At 38.1% G+C, this 21,154-nt stretch carries 18 protein-coding genes; 1 reads left to right on the forward strand and 17 read right to left on the reverse strand.

Annotated features, from left to right (window positions below):
- Window positions 1-107 precede the first annotated feature (107 nt).
- Window positions 108-1,172, reverse strand: a complete 1,065-nt coding sequence (gene recA / locus ACFVT8_RS10515) for a recombinase RecA (protein WP_387080092.1) — start codon at window positions 1,170-1,172, stop codon at window positions 108-110.
- Between the two features lie 258 nt (window positions 1,173-1,430).
- Here recA and ACFVT8_RS10520 point away from each other — a divergent pair, with 258 nt between their 5' ends.
- Window positions 1,431-1,709 carry a hypothetical protein gene (locus ACFVT8_RS10520; protein WP_387080090.1) on the forward strand — a complete coding sequence of 93 codons (279 nt, stop codon included), beginning with the start codon at window positions 1,431-1,433 and terminating at the stop codon, window positions 1,707-1,709.
- Window positions 1,710-1,713: 4 nt separating this feature from the next.
- Here the strand turns inward: ACFVT8_RS10520 and ACFVT8_RS10525 are convergent, their stop codons facing one another.
- The 16 genes from ACFVT8_RS10525 to dapA form a co-directional block, all read right to left on the reverse strand.
- Window positions 1,714-2,970: a competence/damage-inducible protein A gene (locus ACFVT8_RS10525; protein WP_387080088.1), complete on the reverse strand. Its 1,257-nt coding sequence runs from the start codon at window positions 2,968-2,970 to the stop codon at window positions 1,714-1,716.
- 17 nt (window positions 2,971-2,987) lie between these two features.
- Entirely contained in the window at window positions 2,988-3,566 is a 579-nt protein-coding gene (gene pgsA / locus ACFVT8_RS10530) for a CDP-diacylglycerol--glycerol-3-phosphate 3-phosphatidyltransferase (RefSeq protein WP_387080087.1), read from the reverse strand.
- Between the two features lie 50 nt (window positions 3,567-3,616).
- Window positions 3,617-4,543: a helix-turn-helix domain-containing protein gene (locus tag ACFVT8_RS10535; protein WP_387080085.1), complete on the reverse strand. Its 927-nt coding sequence runs from the start codon at window positions 4,541-4,543 to the stop codon at window positions 3,617-3,619.
- 15 nt (window positions 4,544-4,558) lie between these two features.
- Window positions 4,559-5,347: a DUF3388 domain-containing protein gene (locus ACFVT8_RS10540; RefSeq protein WP_387081486.1), complete on the reverse strand. Its 789-nt coding sequence runs from the start codon at window positions 5,345-5,347 to the stop codon at window positions 4,559-4,561.
- 227 nt (window positions 5,348-5,574) lie between these two features.
- Window positions 5,575-5,832 (reverse strand): DUF3243 domain-containing protein, encoded by a 258-nt coding sequence (locus ACFVT8_RS10545; protein WP_387080083.1) that lies wholly within the window; start codon window positions 5,830-5,832, stop codon window positions 5,575-5,577.
- Between the two features lie 44 nt (window positions 5,833-5,876).
- A complete protein-coding gene (gene ymfI / locus ACFVT8_RS10550) occupies window positions 5,877-6,605 on the reverse strand; it encodes an elongation factor P 5-aminopentanone reductase (protein WP_387080081.1) in 729 nt (242 codons plus the stop codon).
- Entirely contained in the window at window positions 6,602-7,903 is a 1,302-nt protein-coding gene (yfmH, locus tag ACFVT8_RS10555) for an EF-P 5-aminopentanol modification-associated protein YfmH (RefSeq protein ID WP_387080079.1), read from the reverse strand. The genes ymfI and yfmH overlap by 4 nt, the downstream gene beginning before the upstream one ends.
- Window positions 7,900-9,171: an EF-P 5-aminopentanol modification-associated protein YfmF gene (gene yfmF, locus ACFVT8_RS10560; protein WP_387080077.1), complete on the reverse strand. Its 1,272-nt coding sequence runs from the start codon at window positions 9,169-9,171 to the stop codon at window positions 7,900-7,902. Before yfmF ends, yfmH begins: the two co-directional genes overlap by 4 nt.
- A gap of 259 nt (window positions 9,172-9,430) precedes the next feature.
- Window positions 9,431-10,390 carry an ABC transporter permease gene (locus ACFVT8_RS10565; RefSeq protein ID WP_387080075.1) on the reverse strand — a complete coding sequence of 320 codons (960 nt, stop codon included), beginning with the start codon at window positions 10,388-10,390 and terminating at the stop codon, window positions 9,431-9,433.
- A 1-nt stretch (window position 10,391) separates the two neighbouring features.
- Complete coding sequence (locus tag ACFVT8_RS10570) at window positions 10,392-11,438, reverse strand: ABC transporter permease (RefSeq protein WP_387080074.1); 1,047 nt, start codon at window positions 11,436-11,438, stop codon at window positions 10,392-10,394.
- On the reverse strand, window positions 11,438-12,985 hold the full coding sequence (locus ACFVT8_RS10575) for an ABC transporter ATP-binding protein (RefSeq protein WP_387080072.1): 1,548 nt from the start codon (window positions 12,983-12,985) through the stop codon (window positions 11,438-11,440). The genes ACFVT8_RS10570 and ACFVT8_RS10575 overlap by 1 nt, the downstream gene beginning before the upstream one ends.
- A gap of 581 nt (window positions 12,986-13,566) precedes the next feature.
- Window positions 13,567-14,652: a BMP family lipoprotein gene (locus ACFVT8_RS10580; protein ID WP_387080070.1), complete on the reverse strand. Its 1,086-nt coding sequence runs from the start codon at window positions 14,650-14,652 to the stop codon at window positions 13,567-13,569.
- A gap of 52 nt (window positions 14,653-14,704) precedes the next feature.
- Window positions 14,705-15,433, reverse strand: coding sequence for a GntR family transcriptional regulator (locus tag ACFVT8_RS10585; protein WP_387080068.1), 729 nt, complete (start codon window positions 15,431-15,433; stop codon window positions 14,705-14,707).
- A gap of 186 nt (window positions 15,434-15,619) precedes the next feature.
- On the reverse strand, window positions 15,620-17,908 hold the full coding sequence (locus tag ACFVT8_RS10590) for an FtsK/SpoIIIE family DNA translocase (protein ID WP_387080066.1): 2,289 nt from the start codon (window positions 17,906-17,908) through the stop codon (window positions 15,620-15,622).
- Window positions 17,909-18,216: 308 nt separating this feature from the next.
- The gene (locus ACFVT8_RS10595) at window positions 18,217-19,884 is read right to left on the reverse strand and encodes a ribonuclease J (protein ID WP_387080065.1); all 1,668 of its coding nucleotides are present in this window, start codon (window positions 19,882-19,884) and stop codon (window positions 18,217-18,219) included.
- A 341-nt stretch (window positions 19,885-20,225) separates the two neighbouring features.
- Window positions 20,226-21,143, reverse strand: coding sequence for a 4-hydroxy-tetrahydrodipicolinate synthase (dapA, locus tag ACFVT8_RS10600; RefSeq protein ID WP_387080063.1), 918 nt, complete (start codon window positions 21,141-21,143; stop codon window positions 20,226-20,228).
- Between the last annotated feature and the right edge of the window lie 11 nt (window positions 21,144-21,154).

Here is a 21,154-nt window from a genome sequence, read left to right on the forward strand (position 1 = left end):
AAAATATATGTATATCCTAACAAATATTATAAAACCATATTCCCCAGTATGTGTAAACAAAAAAATGCATTGCTCTCACTATAAAGAGTGGGAACAATGCATTTATATTATTCATCTTCAAGTAGAAGCTTTAATTCCTCATCCATCTCTTCTTCTTCATCATGCGCAGCAATTGTGTAAGATGAAGATGCAATACCGTAAGAAGCACGGATTTTATTCGCGATGTCGTCAAGTACTGCTGGATTTTCTTTTAAATACTGTTTAGCATTTTCACGACCTTGACCTAGGCGCTCATCACCGTAAGCGTACCAAGAACCACTTTTTTGAACGATGTCTAGTTCAACACCTAAATCGACTGTTTCGCCTTCTTTTGAAATTCCTTCACCGTACATAATATCAACTTCAGCTGTACGGAATGGTGGTGCTACTTTGTTTTTCACAATTTTAATTTTTGTACGGTTACCCATAATGTCATTGCCTTGTTTAATAGCTTCTGCACGACGTACTTCTAAGCGAACAGAGCTGTAGAATTTAAGCGCACGTCCACCAGGTGTTGTTTCTGGGTTTCCGAACATAACACCGATTTTTTCACGTACTTGGTTAATGAAAATAGCAATCGTTTTTGATTTATTGATAGCACCTGAAAGCTTACGTAAGGCCTGAGACATTAATCGCGCTTGTAAACCAACGTGTGAATCACCCATATCTCCTTCGATTTCCGCTTTCGGAACTAATGCTGCTACTGAGTCAATAACGATGATATCGATAGCACCACTACGTACTAATGCTTCTGCGATTTCAAGCGCCTGTTCTCCTGTATCTGGTTGAGATAATAAAAGCTCATCAATATTGACGCCCAATTTTTGTGCGTAAATTGGATCTAGAGCATGCTCAGCATCGATAAAAGCTGCTTGTCCTCCAGTTGCCTGCACCTCTGCAATGGCATGAAGAGCAACTGTTGTTTTACCTGATGATTCAGGGCCGTATACTTCAATAATACGTCCACGTGGATAACCACCAACACCTAATGCAGCATCAAGTGCTAACGAACCACTTGAAGATGTAGCGATTTCTAAATCGGTCTTTTCGCCAAGTTTCATGATAGAACCTTTGCCAAAATTCTTTTCAATTTGTTTTAACGCCTGTTCTAAGGCAGCTTTACGATCACTCATTCATTTTTCCTCCTTCGAAAACTGTTCACTGTTTTTCTCTATCTCTACTATACTTGTTTTTAAGAGAAGACGCAAGAAAAAAGCGAACATTTATTCGTTTTTCTTCAAAATAAAAATTTGGGTAACTTTCCATTACCCAAATTCCTATTTTCAACTATATTATGGATTACCACCAAAACGTGTGGCTGATTTCCGTTCCGACTGGGCGCTTTTATCGCTGCCGCTTCGCTTTCGCGCAGAGCTTCCTGGGGGCGTCCGATGAGCCGCTTGGGCCAACAGATGTTTTTTGAGCGAAAGCGTAGTGCTAACGCAGCGTCAGCAAAGTGTTTTTGTCTGTGCGAAAGCGAAGTGCAACGTAGCGACAACAACAGCACCGATGTTGGTCACGAAGGCGTTATCACAGGATGTGAGGTTTTAGCCTTCGTTCCTCTATTGCTAATCCCCAAGGAGTCGCCCCAATCAACTTATTTACATAATAGCCGTTTTAACAAAAGTCATTCGCAACTTGGGATGAACCAATATTATGTCGGGGCATAATTGATTAACGTTTTTTAAAGCCTCTTTCTCCCAAAAGCTGCATTAAATAATGGCAAGTAAATTTCGCCGCGCGCAGTCGATTTGTATTACGCATACCCGATAAATGAAGTAAATACGTTATTGGTTTTTCATCGCCAATAGCAATACCAATCCAAACCGTCCCTACTGGTTGATGATCATGCGCTGTAGGACCTGCCGCACCTGTTAATCCAATACCAATATTCGTATCAAACTTTTTACGTACAGCACTAGCCATAGCCGCTGCACATTCACTACTTACAATTCCATGTGTAGTTAATAATTCTTTCGAAATACCAAGTTGCTTAATCTTAGCCTCTTCTGTATACGTAACAACGCCACCAACGAGGGCATCCCCTACACCTGGTATTTCAGCAAGCTCTGACTGAAATAATCCCGCTGTTAAACTTTCTGCTGCAGAAATTGTTAACTTATTATCTACTAACATTTCTACTGTTTTAGAGGCAAGAGAATCATCATCAATACCATATTGATAGTCCCCAACAAGTGCTTGAATCTCTGCTACCTTCGAGGCAATAAGCTGCTGCGCTTCTTGCTCCGTTTCTGCTTTGGCAGTTACACGCAATGTAACCTCACCGTCAGAAGCAAGTGGCGCAACAGTTGGGTTTGTTTGCGAATCTAAAATATCTTGGACACTTACTTCAAGCTCCGCCTCTCCAATTCCATAAAAACGCATAACGTGCGATGTAATTACCCCTCCGGCATTTAGCATCGCACCAAGCTTTGGCTTTGCTTCAAACTGGAACATTGGTTCAAGTTCTTTAGGTGGCCCCGGAAGCAAAATATACGTACGCCCATTCTTTGTTAATATCATGCCAGGCGCCATACCGTGATGATTTACAAGCACCTCACTACCTGCTAATATTAAAGCCTGCTTACGATTATTATCCGTCATTGGACGTCCTCGTTTTGCAAAAAATTGTTCAATATTTGCCAGTGCGATTTCATCAAATTCGAGTGGTACGTCAAGATGGCGAGCAATCGTTTCCTTTGTTAAATCATCCTTTGTAGGACCAAGCCCACCAGAGAAAATGATTAAATCAGCACGAGCCTCTGCAATGGAAATAGCCTCTTCTAAACGTTGTGCATTATCTCCAACAACAGTGTGATAATACACATTTATCCCTAACTCGGACAACTGACTAGAAATAAATCTTGCATTTGTGTTCGAAATCTGACCAAGCAATAACTCTGAGCCAACTGCAAGAATTTCAGCATTCATGATCCTCAAGACCTCTCTTATTTAGACTCAAGTAAGACACGTCGATTTAGATAGAAATAATCCCATCCAGACCACAGTGTAAAGAACAATGCAATATATAGCATAATTGTATCAAATGGAATACCAATAAGTGTAAAGATTGTATTGTGTAAAAGCGCTGCTCCGATGGCCACAATTTGAGCCCAAGTTTTAATTTTACCAAGCTGGTTCGCCGCAACAACTTCTCCTTCACCTGCCAATATTAAACGCAGGCCAGTAACAGCAAACTCACGGCTAATAATAATAATAATTATCCATGCAGGTGCCATTTTAAGCTCTACCATTAAAATAAAAGCTGCTGAAACTAGCAATTTGTCAGCAAGTGGGTCTAAGAATTTACCAAATGTTGTCACAAGATTATATTTACGTGCATAAAAACCATCCACCCAATCAGTCGTTGAAGCAATAATAAAAATGAGTGCACCTACAAAATGATGAACAGGCATCTCCGCACCGAATAGTGACATTGTTCCCCAGTCAAAATCAAACATCATAACAATGACAAAGAACGGAATAAGTAAAATTCGAGAGATGGTAATTTTATTTGGAATGTTCATTTTTCTAACACCTTTCATGATGAAAGAAAGTAGTCATCTCTAGATGACTACTATTCTTTATTGAAATTGATGACGATGTTTTGCGTTACAATTTGCTGTGCATACGTTAAAGGCTCGTCATTAATGTATACTTTAGCTTGCGTTGAATTACCTAAACGAATACGAGCGTAATTTTGAGATGTTGCGTCGAATTCTACTACTTCTCCAGCATTATATACACGAGTATCTGTTAGTAATTCTTGTTGCTGTTGGTTTCGAATACCGATAAATGTAGGACCAGATACTTCAATACGTATTTTTAATGTATCAGCACCTGTTAACGTATATGAAGTGGTTGCTCCATCCGTTTCAATAGTCCCTTCTGAAATCGATTGCTTAACATCTTCAGTTTGCTTTTCGTCAGTTTTATCCTTTGTTGAATCTTTTGAATCTGTAGAGTTTTGTTTGTCATTTGTTTGAGCTTTTTTACGCTCTTTTTCTTTATCTTTTTCTGTATCTATTGGTTTTGCTTTTGTATCATATTCTATTTCTGATGGAGCTGAATCGTCCATAACATTTGGTCCTGCACTATTTCTAGATTGCATAAGCACCCAAATTACTACAATGATGACAATGATAAATAAACCAACGATTATTTTAGGCATTGCCTCCATCATTTTAGTAGAAGGGCCCTTTGATACTTTTCTTCTACTTGGGCTAGTCGTTATCGATTGACTTACTTGATTGTTTGGCGTACCTGGTAGTTCGCTTTTAAACGTTTCTAAAAGTTCCTCTGCGTTCAAACCGACAGCGTCAGCATATTGTTTAATAAAAGCTCGTACATAAAACGAACCCGGCATAATCGAATAATTGCCCTCTTCAATACCTATTAAATAACGCTTTTGAATTTTCGTTATTTCTTGTAAATCGTCTAAACTGTAGCCTTTAGACAGTCTCGCCTCTTTCAGTCGAGTCCCTAATTCTGCCACTAATAACACCTACTTTAACTCAATTTAAAAATTAAATCCTCCAAATGTATTGGATTCGGACATCATATGATTTTTTTCCATTACTTCATAAGTAATTTCTTCGTCTGGATGATGACGTAATTCAATAATATAATCAAAATCCTCTATCTTATATTCTGAATGCTGAACAAACATGTCTGGATGCTCGACGACCTTAATGGAAGGCATACTCATCATTTCTCGCACTAGTTGCAAATGCCTCTCATCCGATGAACGACGTGTCACAATGCCATCTAATATAAAAATATTATTGTCACTGAATTCATCACCAGCGAGCTTATTGCGAACGGTCTGCTTAATCATTGTAGATGATAAAAAAATCCATTTTTTATTGGCACATACACTTGCCGCCACGATCGATTCTGTTTTTCCAACACGAGGCATTCCACGTATCCCAATGAGTTTATGACCTTCTTTTTTAAAGAGTTCAGCCATAAAATCAACTAAAATACCAAGTTCATCTCGTACGAAGCGAAAGGTGTTTTTTTCATCTGCATCTCGAGGAATATAATGACCGTGCCTAATAGCTAAACGATCACGGAGTTTAGGTTGTCGAAATTTGGTCACGTTAATATGTTCCATTGTCGAAACAATTGTACGAAAACGCTCAATTGTCTCATCGTTGTCTGTATGCACTAACATACCACGTCGATCCTCATCGACACCATTTATTGAAATAATATTGACACGAAGCATCCCTAAAAGTGAAGCAATATCTCCTAATAATCCAGGGCGATTCACCTGAATTTCATATTCAAAGTACCAATCGCTCAAACACACTCGTTCCCTTCCTATTAGTTAACGTAAAAAATCCTTTATAAGTTCCATCATAGCTGATTTTTTATGTAATGGAAAGTTAGAATACGTGGAATTATGGCGTTATTTTTAAAAACTTACTATTTTTTTTTTGAACATATAAAATAGGCTTACATACGTTCCCTTTTCAACGTAAAAAATTCCTTTATAAACAGAAAAAAGAGGAGATAGTTCTCCTCTTTTTTTTACTGCACATGCTTATCTTGTACAAGTTTAATGACACAATTCGCCAATGCATGTTTTTCATCTTCAGAGGCAACGCTCCATAAATCCGACAGCACTCGTTCTTGTTCATTTTTAGGATCGACATTTGTCGCCAAATATTCCCCAATTTGTACAGCAGCCGATTGAATCATTTTCGTTGACATACCGCTTGATTCTGCTCGCATAACATTTTGACCTAAAAACGATGTCCATTTTTGCCAGTTTTCTAAAATCGTCATATGCTTCTCCTCCTTTACACATTTAGCATGTGCAAAAAAGAACATTATATGTACCAGCCACCGTTTAATCGAATTATTTGTCCCGTTACATAATCTGCTTTTCCAGAAAGGTAGAAACGCACCATTTCAGCAACATCCGTTGTTTGCCCAACTATACCTAGTGGAATGTCCTCTAAAATATATTCAAGCTCTTCTTCACATAAATGACTGTTCATCGAGGTATTAATAAAGCCGGGTGCAATGGCATTAACACGAATGCGTGATAGAGCCGCTTCTTTCGCATAGGACTTCACAAAAGCATGCTGGGCGCCCTTCACGGTGGCATAAAGTGCTTCACCAGCCGATCCAGCCTCTCCCCAAATCGAACCGATAAAAAGCACATAGCTGACATCGTGAGTGCGAAGCTTCGATGACAGCAATGCCGTCAGACGCATTGGATTTTGCACATGAACACGCCATAATGCATCCATATCCTCCACCGTAGTATCTTCAAGCAGTGAATAATGTGCTTGACCGTTTGCAAAGACAATCGCTTGCACATTAAAAATCTGCGATGCTAGCAACTGTGCCCCGGATTCTTTCGAAAAATCTCCCTGTACAAGCATAAATTCCTGTATAGGGAAGTTTTCTGAAAGAGAGCGGTATAAAGCCTGTGCTGCTATTTCATTGTTTGAAAAGTGTATGTAGATGGACCAACCGTCCTCTGCCAGACTCTGACAAATAGCACGGCCAATCTCACCAGATGCACCTAACACTAGGGCAAACTTTTTCACTGTACGCCCTTCTCTGTTGGCAAAATTTTAAAGACAGTTTGTTGAGATTCACCCTGAATTGAAGAAAATGCTTTTTTCAAATCTTCAATCGTTAGTTCCTCTAGTACAGGAACAACATCGAACAAATTCATATCATTAAATGAATAACGTGTAAATTGGTTGGCGATAAATTCAATAGAATTCAGCGCACGTAAGAAGAAACCTATTTTTTTACGTTTCACTCGTTCTAAATCTGCACTTTCAAATTGTGCATCTCCATCATACTTTGCTAATTCTTCCTTAATTGCTTTCTCTAATGCAGCCGGTTCTGTAGAATCTGAGCCAATCATAGCAAAACCAAAGCCATTTTCTAACGTGAAATCAAATGCATACGTTTCATCAATTAAGCCATCTTCATAGACACTCTCATAAAATTTAGATGTACGTCCAAAAATAAGTTCAAGTGCAATTTGAACGGACAGCTCATGTTTTAACATGTCACGACCAGAAAGATTTGTTTCTTTTGCTTTTAAGCCAATATAGACCTTAGGCTTTTGTACATCCATACGCAACTCACGTTCTTTAATAGCAACCTCAGTCGGCTCTTGATCAAAGAAGCGTTGAATTGGTGTTTGTTCAGGGAATTCTTTTTTGTCTTGATTGTCACGAATAAACGTCATCATTTCGTTTGGATCTACTGCGCCTATGACAAACAATAACATATTGGATGGATGATAAAATGTATTGTAGCAAGTGTATAAATGGTCTGCAGTAATGCCATCAATTGTCTCTATTGTACCAGCGATATCAATTTTTACTGGGTGATTATGATACATATTTTCGATTGTACCAAAATATAGACGCCAATCTGGCTGATCGTCGTACATTGTAATTTCCTGACCAATAATGCCTTTCTCCTTATTGACTGTTGCTTCTGTAAAGAAAGGCTCTTGAACAAAATTTAATAATGTTTCTGTGCTGTTATAAATATTGTTCGTCGAAGAAAATAAATACGCCGTACGTGTAAATGATGTAAAGGCATTGGCTGACGCGCCAAATTCACTAAACTTTTGGAAGACATCGCCATCTTCTTTTTCAAACATTTTATGCTCTAAAAAGTGAGCAATGCCATCTGGTACTGTAATGCTATCCGTCTCACCAATCGGCACAAATGTACGATCAACAGAACCGTACTTAGTTGTAAACGTCACAAACGTTTTTGAAAAGCCTTTTTTCGGTAAAATATAGACATCTAAGCCATTTTCTAATTTTTCATAATACAATGTTTCATCTAATTGCTTGAATTCAATTGTTTTCATTGTGCGGCTTGCTCCTTTCCACATAAGAAATAGACCGCTTCTAGCTGTACTTGCTTCGCCATTTCAACAATATCTTCCTTGGTTACAGCTTTCCATTTATTTGCCCAAGCTTCAACAGAGAATTCCTCAGGTAAATCTTTATATTGGTCAAAAATTTCTATTTGTCCTCGAGCAGAATCCAATGCTTCTTTTAGCTGATTTGTCAGCATTGCCTTTGTTTGCTCTATTTCCAAATCTGTAATATTGCCTGCTTGCATAACAGTAAGTTGTTCCTTAATAAGTGAGAATGCTTTTTCTTCATTCTTTGGTTCGATCCCAGACACAACAAAGACTAAACCATAATGTGACGCATATGAGCTAGACGCATAGTAAGCTAAACTTTCCTTTTCACGAACATTCATAAATAATTTGGCATGAGGATAGCCACCGAACACGCCGTTAAAGATTTGCATTTTAGTGAAATCCGGATCACCAAATCGTACTGGTGTACTAAAGCCAATATGCAGCTTTCCTTGCTTCATTTCTTGTTGCTCACGTACATAATCATTTTGTGGATGTTGTTGCGGAAGCACAGCTGGGATTTCATCAGGCGTACGATCAGTAAATGGTAGCGCTTTTTTTAGTTTCGCTACGATTTCGTCTTCATTGATATCACCTGCGACATAAATGTCTATTTTATCATTAGCAAGCATGGATTGATATGCTTCAAATAATGATGTAGGAGTTATTTTTTGAATGTCCTCGACAGTTCCGTTAGCAGAAATAGAGGCCGGTTCATTTGGACGTAAAATTTGTTGAAGACGTTGCTGCGCATAACGAGATTTATCGTCAAAAATAGACTCAATACGCTGAATGACCGTTTTCTTTTCACGCTCTACAATAGATTCCTTAAATACACCGTTTTCTAAATTCGGTTCAAATATTGCTGTGTGCAATAAACCGATTACCTCGTTTAAAACACTTGTATTTGCCAAATAATGATCATTAACGGCTTCTACATTCATCAGTACTGTATGTTCATTTCCACGTTTAGATGTGTCAAAATACAACACTGTGCCATACAAGTCATCCAAGAAACCTCGGAATGCAGCTGTTGTTTTATATTTTTCATTACTGTGTTGCAATACGTTTGTTAACACAGTGCGTTCAGACGCATTTGTGGCCGTTAATGCTCTTCTCCATTTAATTGAAAAATTCACGGTTTTAAATTGGGTTGTTTGTCGGATATGCAAATTGACACCTTTTGCAAAAGGTATTGTTTTAAACATATATAGAACCCTCCTTATCTTTCTTAATATAACAAAGTACTACACATACTATACATGTCTATTGTCTATAATTGCAAAAAGAATCCAAAGTATGTATATGAAAAATGTGAAATTACATTTGGTCGATTTATGAGCCTATTCATATTAGCAAATAAAGATCTACATCTAACCATTATTTTCCCAAACACTTGAGATATGTACAAGAAAAAAGACTAGGTATTTTCGCCCAGTCTTTTCTGTAAACAATTGTCTGTTTGTTTTAGCGTTTACCCTTAATATAAGGTTGGCCACTAGCTTTTGGTGCATTTGCTTTACCGATAAATCCTGCTAATGCAAAGATTGTTAATACATAAGGTAAAATTTGTAGGTAAACAGCAGGAATTTCTTTCACATAAGGAATTCCGCTTCCTGCAATACTTAACGTTTGCGCTACCCCGAAGAATAATGCTGCACCTAAAGCACCAATTGGATGCCATTTACCAAAAATCATTGCTGCAATGGCCATAAAGCCTTGACCAGCAATTGTTGCATGTGAGAAATTAAGTGTAATTGATTGCGCATATACTGCACCGCCAAGACCACCTAATGCACCAGAGATAACAACAGCAATATAGCGCATTCTATTAACATTTACGCCCATCGTATCTGCAGCCATTGGATGTTCACCGACAGCGCGTAAACGTAACCCAAATGGTGTTTTATAAATGATAAACCATGCCCCAATAGCTACTGCAAAAGCTAAAATTGACGTACTATAGACATCACGGAAAAATAATGGACCAAAGAACGGGATATCCTGTAAATACGGGATACCAAAACGGTCTATTGATCGGGTAATCATATCTGTTTGACCTTTATCATAAATCATTTTTACCAAGAATACGGATACCGCTAAACCTAATAAGTTGATAGCAACCCCCGATACTGTTTGATCGGCACGGAAGGAAATAGACGCAACTGCATGGAGAAGTGAGAAGATTCCCCCAATAATGACAGCTGCCAGCATTGCCACCCAAATTGTTGCTGCACCGAATGTTGAAGCATATTCTAGATTAACATAAATACCAACAAATGCACCAACAATCATTAAACCTTCTAGTCCGATGTTTACAACTCCTGAACGTTCAGAGAATACACCACCGATTGCCGTAAAGATTAATGGTGTTGCATAAAGAATTGCCGAAGGGATGATGAAATATAACATTTCTAAAAAGCTCATGTTATTGCCCCTCCTTTTTCTTGCTCAATTTTTGTAATGCTACTCTTATGATATAGCCTGATGCTACAAAGAAAATAATTAACGCTATAATAATAGATACGATTTCCTCTGGAATACCCGCAGCATTTGGCATATTTAACGCTCCGTATTTAAGTGAGCCGAATAATGAAGCCCCAAATACAACCCCAAGTGGCGTATTAGCACCAAGTAAGGCCACGGCGATACCATCGAAACCTATACCCGTAAAGCCTGGTTTAATAGAGGCGTTTCCGAAAGTACCTAGTGCCTCCATAGCACCACCAAGCCCAGCGAACATACCTGAAATGGTCATAGCTAAAATAATGTTTTTGTTGACGCTCATACCAGCATAATCTGCAGCATGTTTATTAAAGCCTACCGCTTTCAGCTCATATCCACGTGTTGTTTTTTCTAAAATGAACCACATTACTACTACCATTAACAGTGCAACAATGATCCCATAGTGAAGACTTGAATTGTCTGTAAGCTCTCTTAAAAACGGAGAACGTAAAGAAGCTGATTCATGAACGCGTTCTGTTTTAAAGCTACCGTCAGACAATTTTTTGATCACTGCATTCGCAATATAAAGCGCAGTGTAGTTTAACATAATTGTCGCTATAACTTCGTGAACTTTAAATTTCGCTTTTAAGAAACCTGCAATAAAGGCCCATAATGCACCTGCAGCTGCTGCTGCAAGCAATGCTAATGGTAAGTGAATGATTTTAGGCAATTCAAACGCATATCCTACCCAAGCTGCTGCTAGCCAACCTAAAATTAACTGTCCTTCAACACCAATGTTGAATAAACCTGTGCGGAAGGCAAATGCTACCGCAAGACCCGCCAATATGTACGGTGTTATTTGACGGATTGTGTTCCCAATTGAGTATGAATCTCCAAAAATACCTGTCCAAAGGGCGCTATAACCTAGTACTGGGTCATAGCCGCTGACTGCCATTACGATAGCACCAACAATTAAACCGATAATGATAGAGATAATAGGAACGAGTATATTAATGACACGATTTGACATTAGTCGTTCCCCTCCTTCGCATCATTCATATTATTTTTACTACTTTGTCCTGCCATTAATAGACCAAGCTCTTGTTCTGTCGTTTCTTTTGGATTTAACTCATCAACAATTTGACCGTCATAAATAACAGCGATACGGTCCGAAACATTCATGACTTCATCTAATTCAAATGAAATTAACAGTACTGCTTTTCCTTTATCACGTTGCTCGATAAGGCGAGAGTGAATAAATTCAATAGCACCTACGTCAAGTCCACGTGTTGGTAATGCTGCGATCAACAAATCAGGATTACGATCAATTTCACGGCCGATAATTGCTTTTTGTTGGTTACCACCTGAAAGGGCACGTGCTGGAGTCATTTCACCATTACCAGTACGCACATCATATTCTTCAATAATTTGGCGCGCTTTTTCAGACACTTTCTTGTAGTCCATGACAAAGCCTTTAGCGATTGGAGACTGATAATATGTTTGTAGTGCAATATTATGACCGATTGGGAAGTCTAATACTAAACCATGCTTATGACGATCTTGTGGGATATGCCCAACGCCTTCCTCAGTAATTTTTCGAGGTTTCATATTTGTAATATCAGTACCATTTAATTTAACATGTCCACTCTTTACTTTACGTAGGCCAGTAATGGCTTCGATTAACTCGGATTGTCCGTTGCCATCGATACCCGCAATACCAACAATTTCACCTTTACGTACTTTTAAATTCAAACCTTTTACTTTATCGATATTACGATAGTCTGTAACAATCAAGTTTTCAATTGCAAGTACTTCATCAGTAGGATTTGCTTCTGTTTTTTCTGTTTTAAATTCAACTTGGCGACCAACCATCATTTCAGCTAATTGGTTAGGATTTGTTTCAGCAGTTATTACTGTTCCAATCCCTTCCCCTTTCCGGATAATCGTCACACGGTCAGATACTTCCATAATTTCTTTTAGCTTATGGGTAATTAAAATAATGGATTTGCCCTCTGCAATTAAGCGTTTCATTATTTGCATAAGCTCTGTAATCTCCTGTGGTGTTAAAGATGCAGTAGGTTCGTCAAAGATTAAAATTTCTGCACCACGGTATAGTGTTTTTAAAATTTCAACACGCTGTTGCATCCCGACAGTAATATCTTCGATTTTGGCATATGGATCAACATCTAAACCATATTTTTCAGAAAGTGCTTGTACTTTCTTCGCAGCATCTTTAATGTTTACAATCCCCATTTTTGTAGGTTCAGAACCTAAAATAATGTTCTCCGTCACTGTGAAATTTTCCACTAACATAAAGTGTTGATGGACCATACCAATCCCTAAATCATTGGCCACATTTGGGTTTGTAATTTTAACAGCCTTCCCACGTACTCGAATTTCGCCACCCTCTGGTTGATACAAACCAAAAAGGACGTTCATTAAAGTCGATTTACCTGCACCATTTTCACCTAACAATGCATGGATTTCGCCTTTTTTCAGTTGGAGGGTGATGTTATTATTCGCTACGAAATTTCCGAATTCTTTTCGGATTCCTAGCATCTCAATCACGTGTTCCAATTTCGTCACTCCCTTAATAGGCACTTTTAGCAATTTCGTCTTGTGGCTGTCGCTTTGCTTTCGCCACAGAAAACATGTATTGCTGACATTTTGTTTTCGCTTCAGAAAACATGTGTTGCTAATCACTTTGCTTTCACTACGGAAAACATGTGTTGCTGACGCTTCGTTAACACTCCGCTTGCGCACAGATAAACAATACGTCCTGTTAATAATCCTAGCAATAGTCACTGTTAGTTCAACGTTTTTCAACATAGCACAGCAATGACTTAGCTAAAGGTTCCATCTTCGTTCAGCGGCATTATGTACCCTATTAACAAAAATTCATGCATACCTTGTCCCACTAATAAAGGTAGATATTCTTCTGAATGAAGATAAATTAATACAGGAAAGGTCATCGTTAGAAACCTTTCTTCTATCAACTTGTTACCATCATTACTATTCTTACGATAAACTCATAGAAAAATTACTACCTCTATGAAATATGATCCGATAGAGTATTGCAAATAGTCATAATATAACGATAGATTGAAAAATCATCATAAGGGCCATCTAAAAGTCCCTTATGATGATCAAAAGATGAATTATTTTTTCACTTTTTCCGGAACTTTAATTTCACCCTTAGCAATTTTCTCTTTATATTCGTCAATGATAGCTTGAACATCTGCTGGGATTGCACCACGAGAATCTGCAAGTTTCACTCCGTCTTCAGCTAAACCATAAGTAAGCGTTTTGCCGCCTGGGAATTCACCTTTTTTCGCTTTATTTGAAATATCTACAACTGCTGTGTTAACACCTTTTAACATAGAAGTTAAAGTTACATTTGTTTTATCGTCTACTTTACCTTCTTCGTATTGGTCAGCGTCGACACCAATTACCCATACATTTGCATTAGGGTCTTTTTTCTTACGTTCTTTTGCCTCAGAGAATACACCGTTACCAGTTGCACCAGCAGCGTGGAAGATTACATCTGCACCAGAAGAGTACATGCTGTTTGCAGTAATTTTACCAAGGTCAGCTTTATCGAATGCGCCAGTATATTTTGATTTGATTTCGATTTTTGGATTTACAGCTTTTGCACCTTCAACGAATCCAGCCTCGAAGCGGTTGATAACTGGAATATCTACGCCACCCACGAAACCGATTTTACCTGATTTAGACATTTTCGCAGCAGCTACACCTGCTAAGAAAGCGCCTTCTTGCTCTTTGAAAAGAACGTTAACAACGTTATCTGCTTTTACTTCAGCGTCGATTAATGCAAATTGTTTTTCAGGGTTTTCTGCAGCAACAGCATCAACTGCATCAGCCATCATGAAACCGATTCCATATACTAAATCGAAGTTACGACGTATTAAGTTATTTAAGTTTGTTTCATAGTCTGCATCTGTTTTTGATTGTAAGTAGTCGAAGCCTTTACCTTTTTCTAGGTTATGTTCTTTACCGTAAGCTTGAACACCTTCCCAAGCAGATTGGTTGAACGATTTATCATCAACGCCACCTACGTCAGTAACCATTGCTACTGAGAATGCTTCCTCTTTGTTGCTTTCGCCAGATGATGCATTTTCATTTTCTTTTGCAGGTTTTTCTTCGTCTTTCGTACCACATGCACCTAAGATTGCACTTGCAGCTAAAACTGATGATAATACTAAGCCAAATTTACGTTTTTTCATTTGATTAACCCCCCAAAGGTATTGTAATTAGCAGGAAATATTTAGAAATGTTCTACACCCGTTTACGAACTACATGGAAGCTGAATTTATCAGCTCGGAAATAATTTTTTGAATACAGCACTACTTGATCATGATCATCGTAATGCAACTGCTTTAATACTAAAAGAGCTGTTTCACGCCCGCAATTTAAAATCGGTGAAGCTTGCTCATGATACCCAATTGGATCAATATATGTAACAGCATAGGCAACATGAATTTTACCGGATTGTTCAAGTGCAGAGAAAAGTGAAACTTCCTTTTTTTCTACAAAGTCAGTTGGCAGGAAGCTTGCTGGTAATCTGTCTATGCAGTATACTACCGGCTCACCATCCGCTGTTCTGACACGTTCAATTGTGAGTATCTTATCTTCGCCATCACATTGGAAGCGTTTTAAATCTTCCTCAGAAGGTATGCTTTCCGTCGCCTTTAAAAAGCGGGAACCGGGTTCCATACCTGCCGCCTCGATCATAGAAGAAATGCTCGATAAATGCTCGATACCTGATGTAAACAACGGCTTAGGGTTGACAAATGTCCCCACCCCATGTCGACGCACGATAACATTTTCCTCTTCCAACAGTCGTAGCGCTTCTCTTAGTGTTGCTCGACTTACTCCTAGTGATTTCGATAATTCAAACTCTGAAGGCAGTTTTTCATTTTCTTTAAAAACGCCTATTTCAATGTCAGACTTTAAACGATCAATTACTTGAAGATAGAGATGACGATGATCTGCTTTAATAGTCACATATATCACCACCAAAATCAGAGATCAGACATCTGATGTACAACATTCCTACTAATCGTTCATTAATATAACATTTTTATAGACTGAAAGCAATTACACCTTAGCGTAATTGCTTTCGAATTTTAAATTGAATTTGGTCTACTTGAAGTATTCAACATTATTCATTTTTTTGTCGCCTTTTTGGCACTAATTATCGTATTGATGAATGAGTACTTGTCGAGGCTTACTACCCTCTGGAGGCCCGACAATACCGCGTTGCTCCATTTGATCGACAATACGAGCAGCTCTCGAATAGCCGATACGGAAGCGGCGTTGCAACATCGAAACTGAGGCCGTTTGCATACTCACAACTAGCTGTACAGCCTCATCAAATAATTCATCCGTTTCCTCTAAAATTGCCTCTTCTTCGGTCGGAATCATTTCCTCCTGATACTGTGCCTTTTGCTGTTCTATAACAAAGTTAACAACTGACTCAACTTCTTGATCTGATAAAAAAGCACCTTGCACACGTTTTGGTTTAGAAGCACCCGCTGGTAAAAATAACATATCTCCTCGACCGAGCAAGCGTTCTGCTCCACCCATATCTAATATCGTTCTAGAATCGATTGCTGATGACACCGCAAAGGCAATGCGCGAAGGAATATTTGCTTTAATAACACCTGTCAACACATCTACGCTTGGTCGTTGGGTTGCAATGATTAAATGAATCCCTGCTGCACGTGCCATTTGGGCTAAACGAGTAATAGAGTCCTCTACATCACTTGAAGCAACCATCATTAAGTCCGCTAACTCGTCTACAATTACCACAATATAAGGTAATTTCGGTTGTTTTTCACCCGTTTGTTCATTGACCTTTTGTACATGGCCATTGTAGCCTTCGATATTACGAGTACCTGTATGAGAAAATAGATCATAGCGACGTTCCATTTCTGATACAACTTTCTTTAAAGCCTGTGACGCTTTACGTGCATCTGTAACAACTGGAGCCAGTAGATGGGGAATTCCGTTATAAACATTTAACTCCACCATTTTCGGGTCAATCATCATCAGCTTTACCTCATGTGGTTTTGTACGCATTAGGATTGATACGACAATACCATTTATACACACACTTTTCCCACTACCTGTTGAACCTGCAACAAGTAAATGTGGCATTTTATTGAGTTCAGCGAGTACTGCTTGTCCAGTAATATCACGACCAAATGCGACTTGTAATAATGCTTCTGGCTTTGCACCATCTTTAGACTCTAACACTTCACGTAGTGTAACAATTGCTACTTCACTATTTGGTACTTCAATGCCAATTGCTGACTTCCCAGGAATAGGTGCTTCCATACGAATATCCTTCGCAGCAAGTGCTAAGGCAAGATCATCCTGTAAGTTTACAATTTTGCTTACTTTCACACCTATATCTGGTAATATTTCGTATTTCGTTACAGCTGGGCCTAAATGTACCTGCGTTACTTTTGCCTTTACACCAAAGCTTTGCAAAGTTTGCTCAAGCTTTTTCGCATTTGCCTGAATGACAGAATATTCCCCACTTTGGTCATGCTGTGGCGGTAATTGTAATAGATTATAAGACGGAAGTTGATAATCTGCATTTTCTACAGCATCTGCACCTTCAATATGGACATCATCAACAAGATATCCATGTTCAATATCTTCATTTTCAGCTACTGTATATGTTTCTCGTTCATGAGACACATTTTGAGTGAAGGCAGAAATGATCGGTTCATGAGAATCCTCTTCTTCCTCATGTATCTCAGGTTCCTGATCGACAGCTGCAATTTCATCCTTGCTTTCTACTTTTGAGCGGCGATTTTTAAGTTTCTTTGGCACACCCTTTTTCTTCTCACGATGTTTCTTTTGCCATTTACCAAAAAGGTCGGGCATTTTTGCCGCTAAATATGGAACAAGTGCCTTTCCTGTTACTAAAATTAAGCCGATAAAGAAAATAACCCATGCGACGACCTTCGCACCTGTTGCCTCAAATAATACGTGTAGAGCACTAAATAACAGTGCACCAATCATACCGCCACCAAGTGCATTACTCCGATGGATAATACCCTCTGAATTAATTAAAATTCGCCAAGATTCTCGCAAAACAGAGTCTGATAATAAACCACCAGATTTAGATAATTGTTCAAACAAAATACCATGGCTAAAAATTGTTAAACTCATAACAATGAGGAGCATACCCAATATTAGACGATCATAAATGCTTATTTTTTTCTGCCCAATCATCAGTAATAACGCAACAAATATAAGCATAAATGGCACAGCAAAATGTAAATTTCCTAAAAGAAACATTGCTATCGTTTGTAAAATACGTCCAGTCATACCATATTCAAAAATCATGATCACCGCTAATGCAATTAAAATAAGCCCTAAAATTTCATACATAAGCGGATGCATTTCTTTTTTTTCTGTAGTCGTTTTTCCTTTAGTGACTTTTCTTTTTTTACTAGTCGCCATCTATTTCACCTTCTTTTGTAATCCATTCTTTATATGTAGCGAATAATAACATGTAGAACTTGATTATTTCAAAAAAAAGACTCATCACCATAACGTGTGGTTGATTTCTGTTCCGGCTGATCGCTTTGTACTGTCGCTTCGCTTTCGCACCAAGGAGTCACCCCGCCGGAACGAAGATCAACTTATATAAATAGTATATGTTTCAATAAATGCCATTCCTATCTTTTAGGATTGAGCCAAAAAAAGGATTTTCCACCGTTCACATTCGGCTAGAAAATCCTTTTTCATTTAATGATGAGCTGTCATTTTTAATATTCCATAATGATTGGGATAATCATTGGGCGGCGCTTCGTTTTTTGGAATAAATACGTATTCAGTGTATCTCGAATTTCTTGTTTAATATTTGTCCATTCAAATGTATCTTTACCAACGTATTTTTCAATAACATTTCTCGCAATATCAGAAGCTTCTACCATTAATTCTTCTGATTCGCGTACGTATACGAAACCACGTGATAAAATTTCTGGACCAGATGCAATTTTCTTCTGAGCACGGTTTAGTGTTACTACAACAATGAAAATACCATCCTGCGATAATAACTTACGATCGCGAAGTACTATGTTACCTACATCGCCAACACCAATACCGTCTATTAATACGTTACCAGCTTGTACACGGCCACTCATTCGCATTTTACCATTTTTATATTCTACAATATCCCCTTTATCGGCGATAAAAATTTGTGATTTTTGCATACCTAGCTGTTGAGCAAGCTTAGAGTGAGCAATAAGCATGCGATACTCACCTTGCACAGGGATAAAGTACTTCGGTTGCATTAAGTTTAGCATTAATTTTAAATCCTCTTGGCTACCGTGACCCGACACATGTACATTTTTGCTAGATGTTAGAATTTCTGCACCCGCTTTTGCGATAGAGTTCATCGTGTTAGCCATCTGTACTTCCATACCCGGAGACGGAGTAAATGTAATTAAGACTGTATCATCTTTCTTAATTTTAATGTCTCGGTGATGTTTGCGGACGATTTTTTCTAATGCATCAAGTGGTTCCCCTTTATTACCTGTAGCAATAATAATAATCTCATCATCTTGATATTTTTGCATTTCTGAGATAGGGATGATTGTTTCTTCCTCTACCGTTAAGTGGCCAAGCTGTACACCTAAATCCACAGCTTTTTCTAAAGGTTTTCCTACAATGACTACTTTTCGGAACGACTTTTGAGCTTGTGTAAATACTTGTTGAATACGAATAAAATTCGATGCATAAACAGCAACTAAAATACGACCTGGTACTGAATGGAATGTTTTTGATAATTGCTCTTCAATCACAATCTCAGATGTCGTATAACCTGGTCGCTCAGCTTCACACGACTCAGATAACAGAATAAATACGCCTTCTTCTCCTAACTGAGCCATTTTTGCTAAATCAGGTTTAAATTTACCTGTCGCAGATTGATCGAATTTAAACTCACCTGTATGAACAATTGCTCCTTCAGATGTATGGAACACTACCCCTAACGAATCGGGAATACTATGTGTTGTATGGAAGAATGTCACATACGTTGAGTTAAAATTCATACGACTACGGTTCGTAACCTCAAAGAATTTCACCTGATGTGGTGCAGGCAATTCTTTTAAATGCTCTTTTGCAAGTGCAATAGTTAATTTTGATCCGTACACCGGCGCTTTTATTTTTTGTAGTACATAGGCAATCGAGCCAATTGCATCTTCATGACCATGTGTTAAGAATATCCCTTTCACACGATCTTTATTTTCTTCTAAATACGTAATATCAGGAATTACGATATCAATGCCCAGCATTTCGTCTTCTGGGAACATTAAGCCGCTATCCACTACAAATAGCTCTTCGTCAATCTCTACTACGTACATTGCTTTCCCAATTTCGCCCACGCCACCAAGTGGAATGATGCGAATTAGTTCATTTTTCTTTTTTGTCAATTTATTTCCTCCTAAAAAATATCCCGAACAGCAACCACTTAAGATTCATTATACGGTTTGCAAAGCTTTTGCACAAATTAAAAATACATCTTTCATGGTGGAAACAGAAATTTTTTACAAAACAACTTATGTGTACTATTAGAGCAAGTTAAAAAGTATTTCGATAAATTCAGGAATGATACCGATATTTTTCACGAAAAGATTCCGACATTCTTATTAAATATATGTCCCTGAAATACCCGAAATGTGGAAAGTAACAGCTTATTCTTCTATATAATCAAAAAGACCGTAAACAAACTAAAAAATCTCGAGTTTGTTTACGGTCTGAAGGTTTAAGTAAATTAACTAAAGGTACTTATTTTTCTAAAGCTTCTCGCTTTTTCTTGATACGTATCCCAAATTCGGTCAAAGTTTGCTTTTTCTTCATCTGTCATTTCCATCATTGGCAGACGAACATTAAGTGTATCAAAGCCTAATTTGGTCATCGCATATTTTACAGGCGATGGGTTTGGCTGTGCGAACAGCGCACGTACAAGTGGTAATAATGCTCGGTGAATTTTAGCAGCTAGCTCGTGATTTCCTTCTTCAAACGCTTTAATCATTAATTGCATATCATTTCCAACAACATGAGCAGCAACTGAAATAATTCCTGCTCCGCCGATTGCTAGTAGTGGAAGTGTTAGACCATCATCCCCACTATACACTAAAAAGTCATCATCTGAATCAATATTCTCAATAATATCGCCCATTTGATCTAAATTGCCACTTGCTTCTTTAATCCATGAAATATTAGGAATTTTACTTAAAGCTACGGAAGTTTCATAGGCAACATTGACGCCTGTACGTCCTGGTACGTTATAAAGCATGACAGGTAATCTAGTTTCTTTTGCAATTGTTTCAAAATGCGCAAAAATACCGCGTTGATTTGGCTTATTATAATATGGTGCTACAAGCATGATACCATCTGCACCATTTTCTTCAGCCTTATGCGTCATTGCAATAGAGTAAGCAGTTTCGTTATCCCCTGTACCTGCAATTACTGGTACACGACCTGCTACTTTTTCTACTGTAAAGCGTACAACTTCAATTTTTTCTTCTGTGGACATAGTTGGATTTTCAGAGGTTGTGCCACATGCGACAATACAATCTGTACCATTATCAATCAAATGATTAATAATACGTTCTAGTTCTGGATAATTAATCGTGCCATCTTCTTTGAACGGCGTAATCATCGCCGTTCCAATTCGCCCTAAATTCATCCTTACACCCC

The organism is Lysinibacillus sp. NPDC058147, assembly GCF_042884205.1.
Classification (GTDB): Bacteria; Bacillota; Bacilli; order Bacillales_A; family Planococcaceae; genus Lysinibacillus.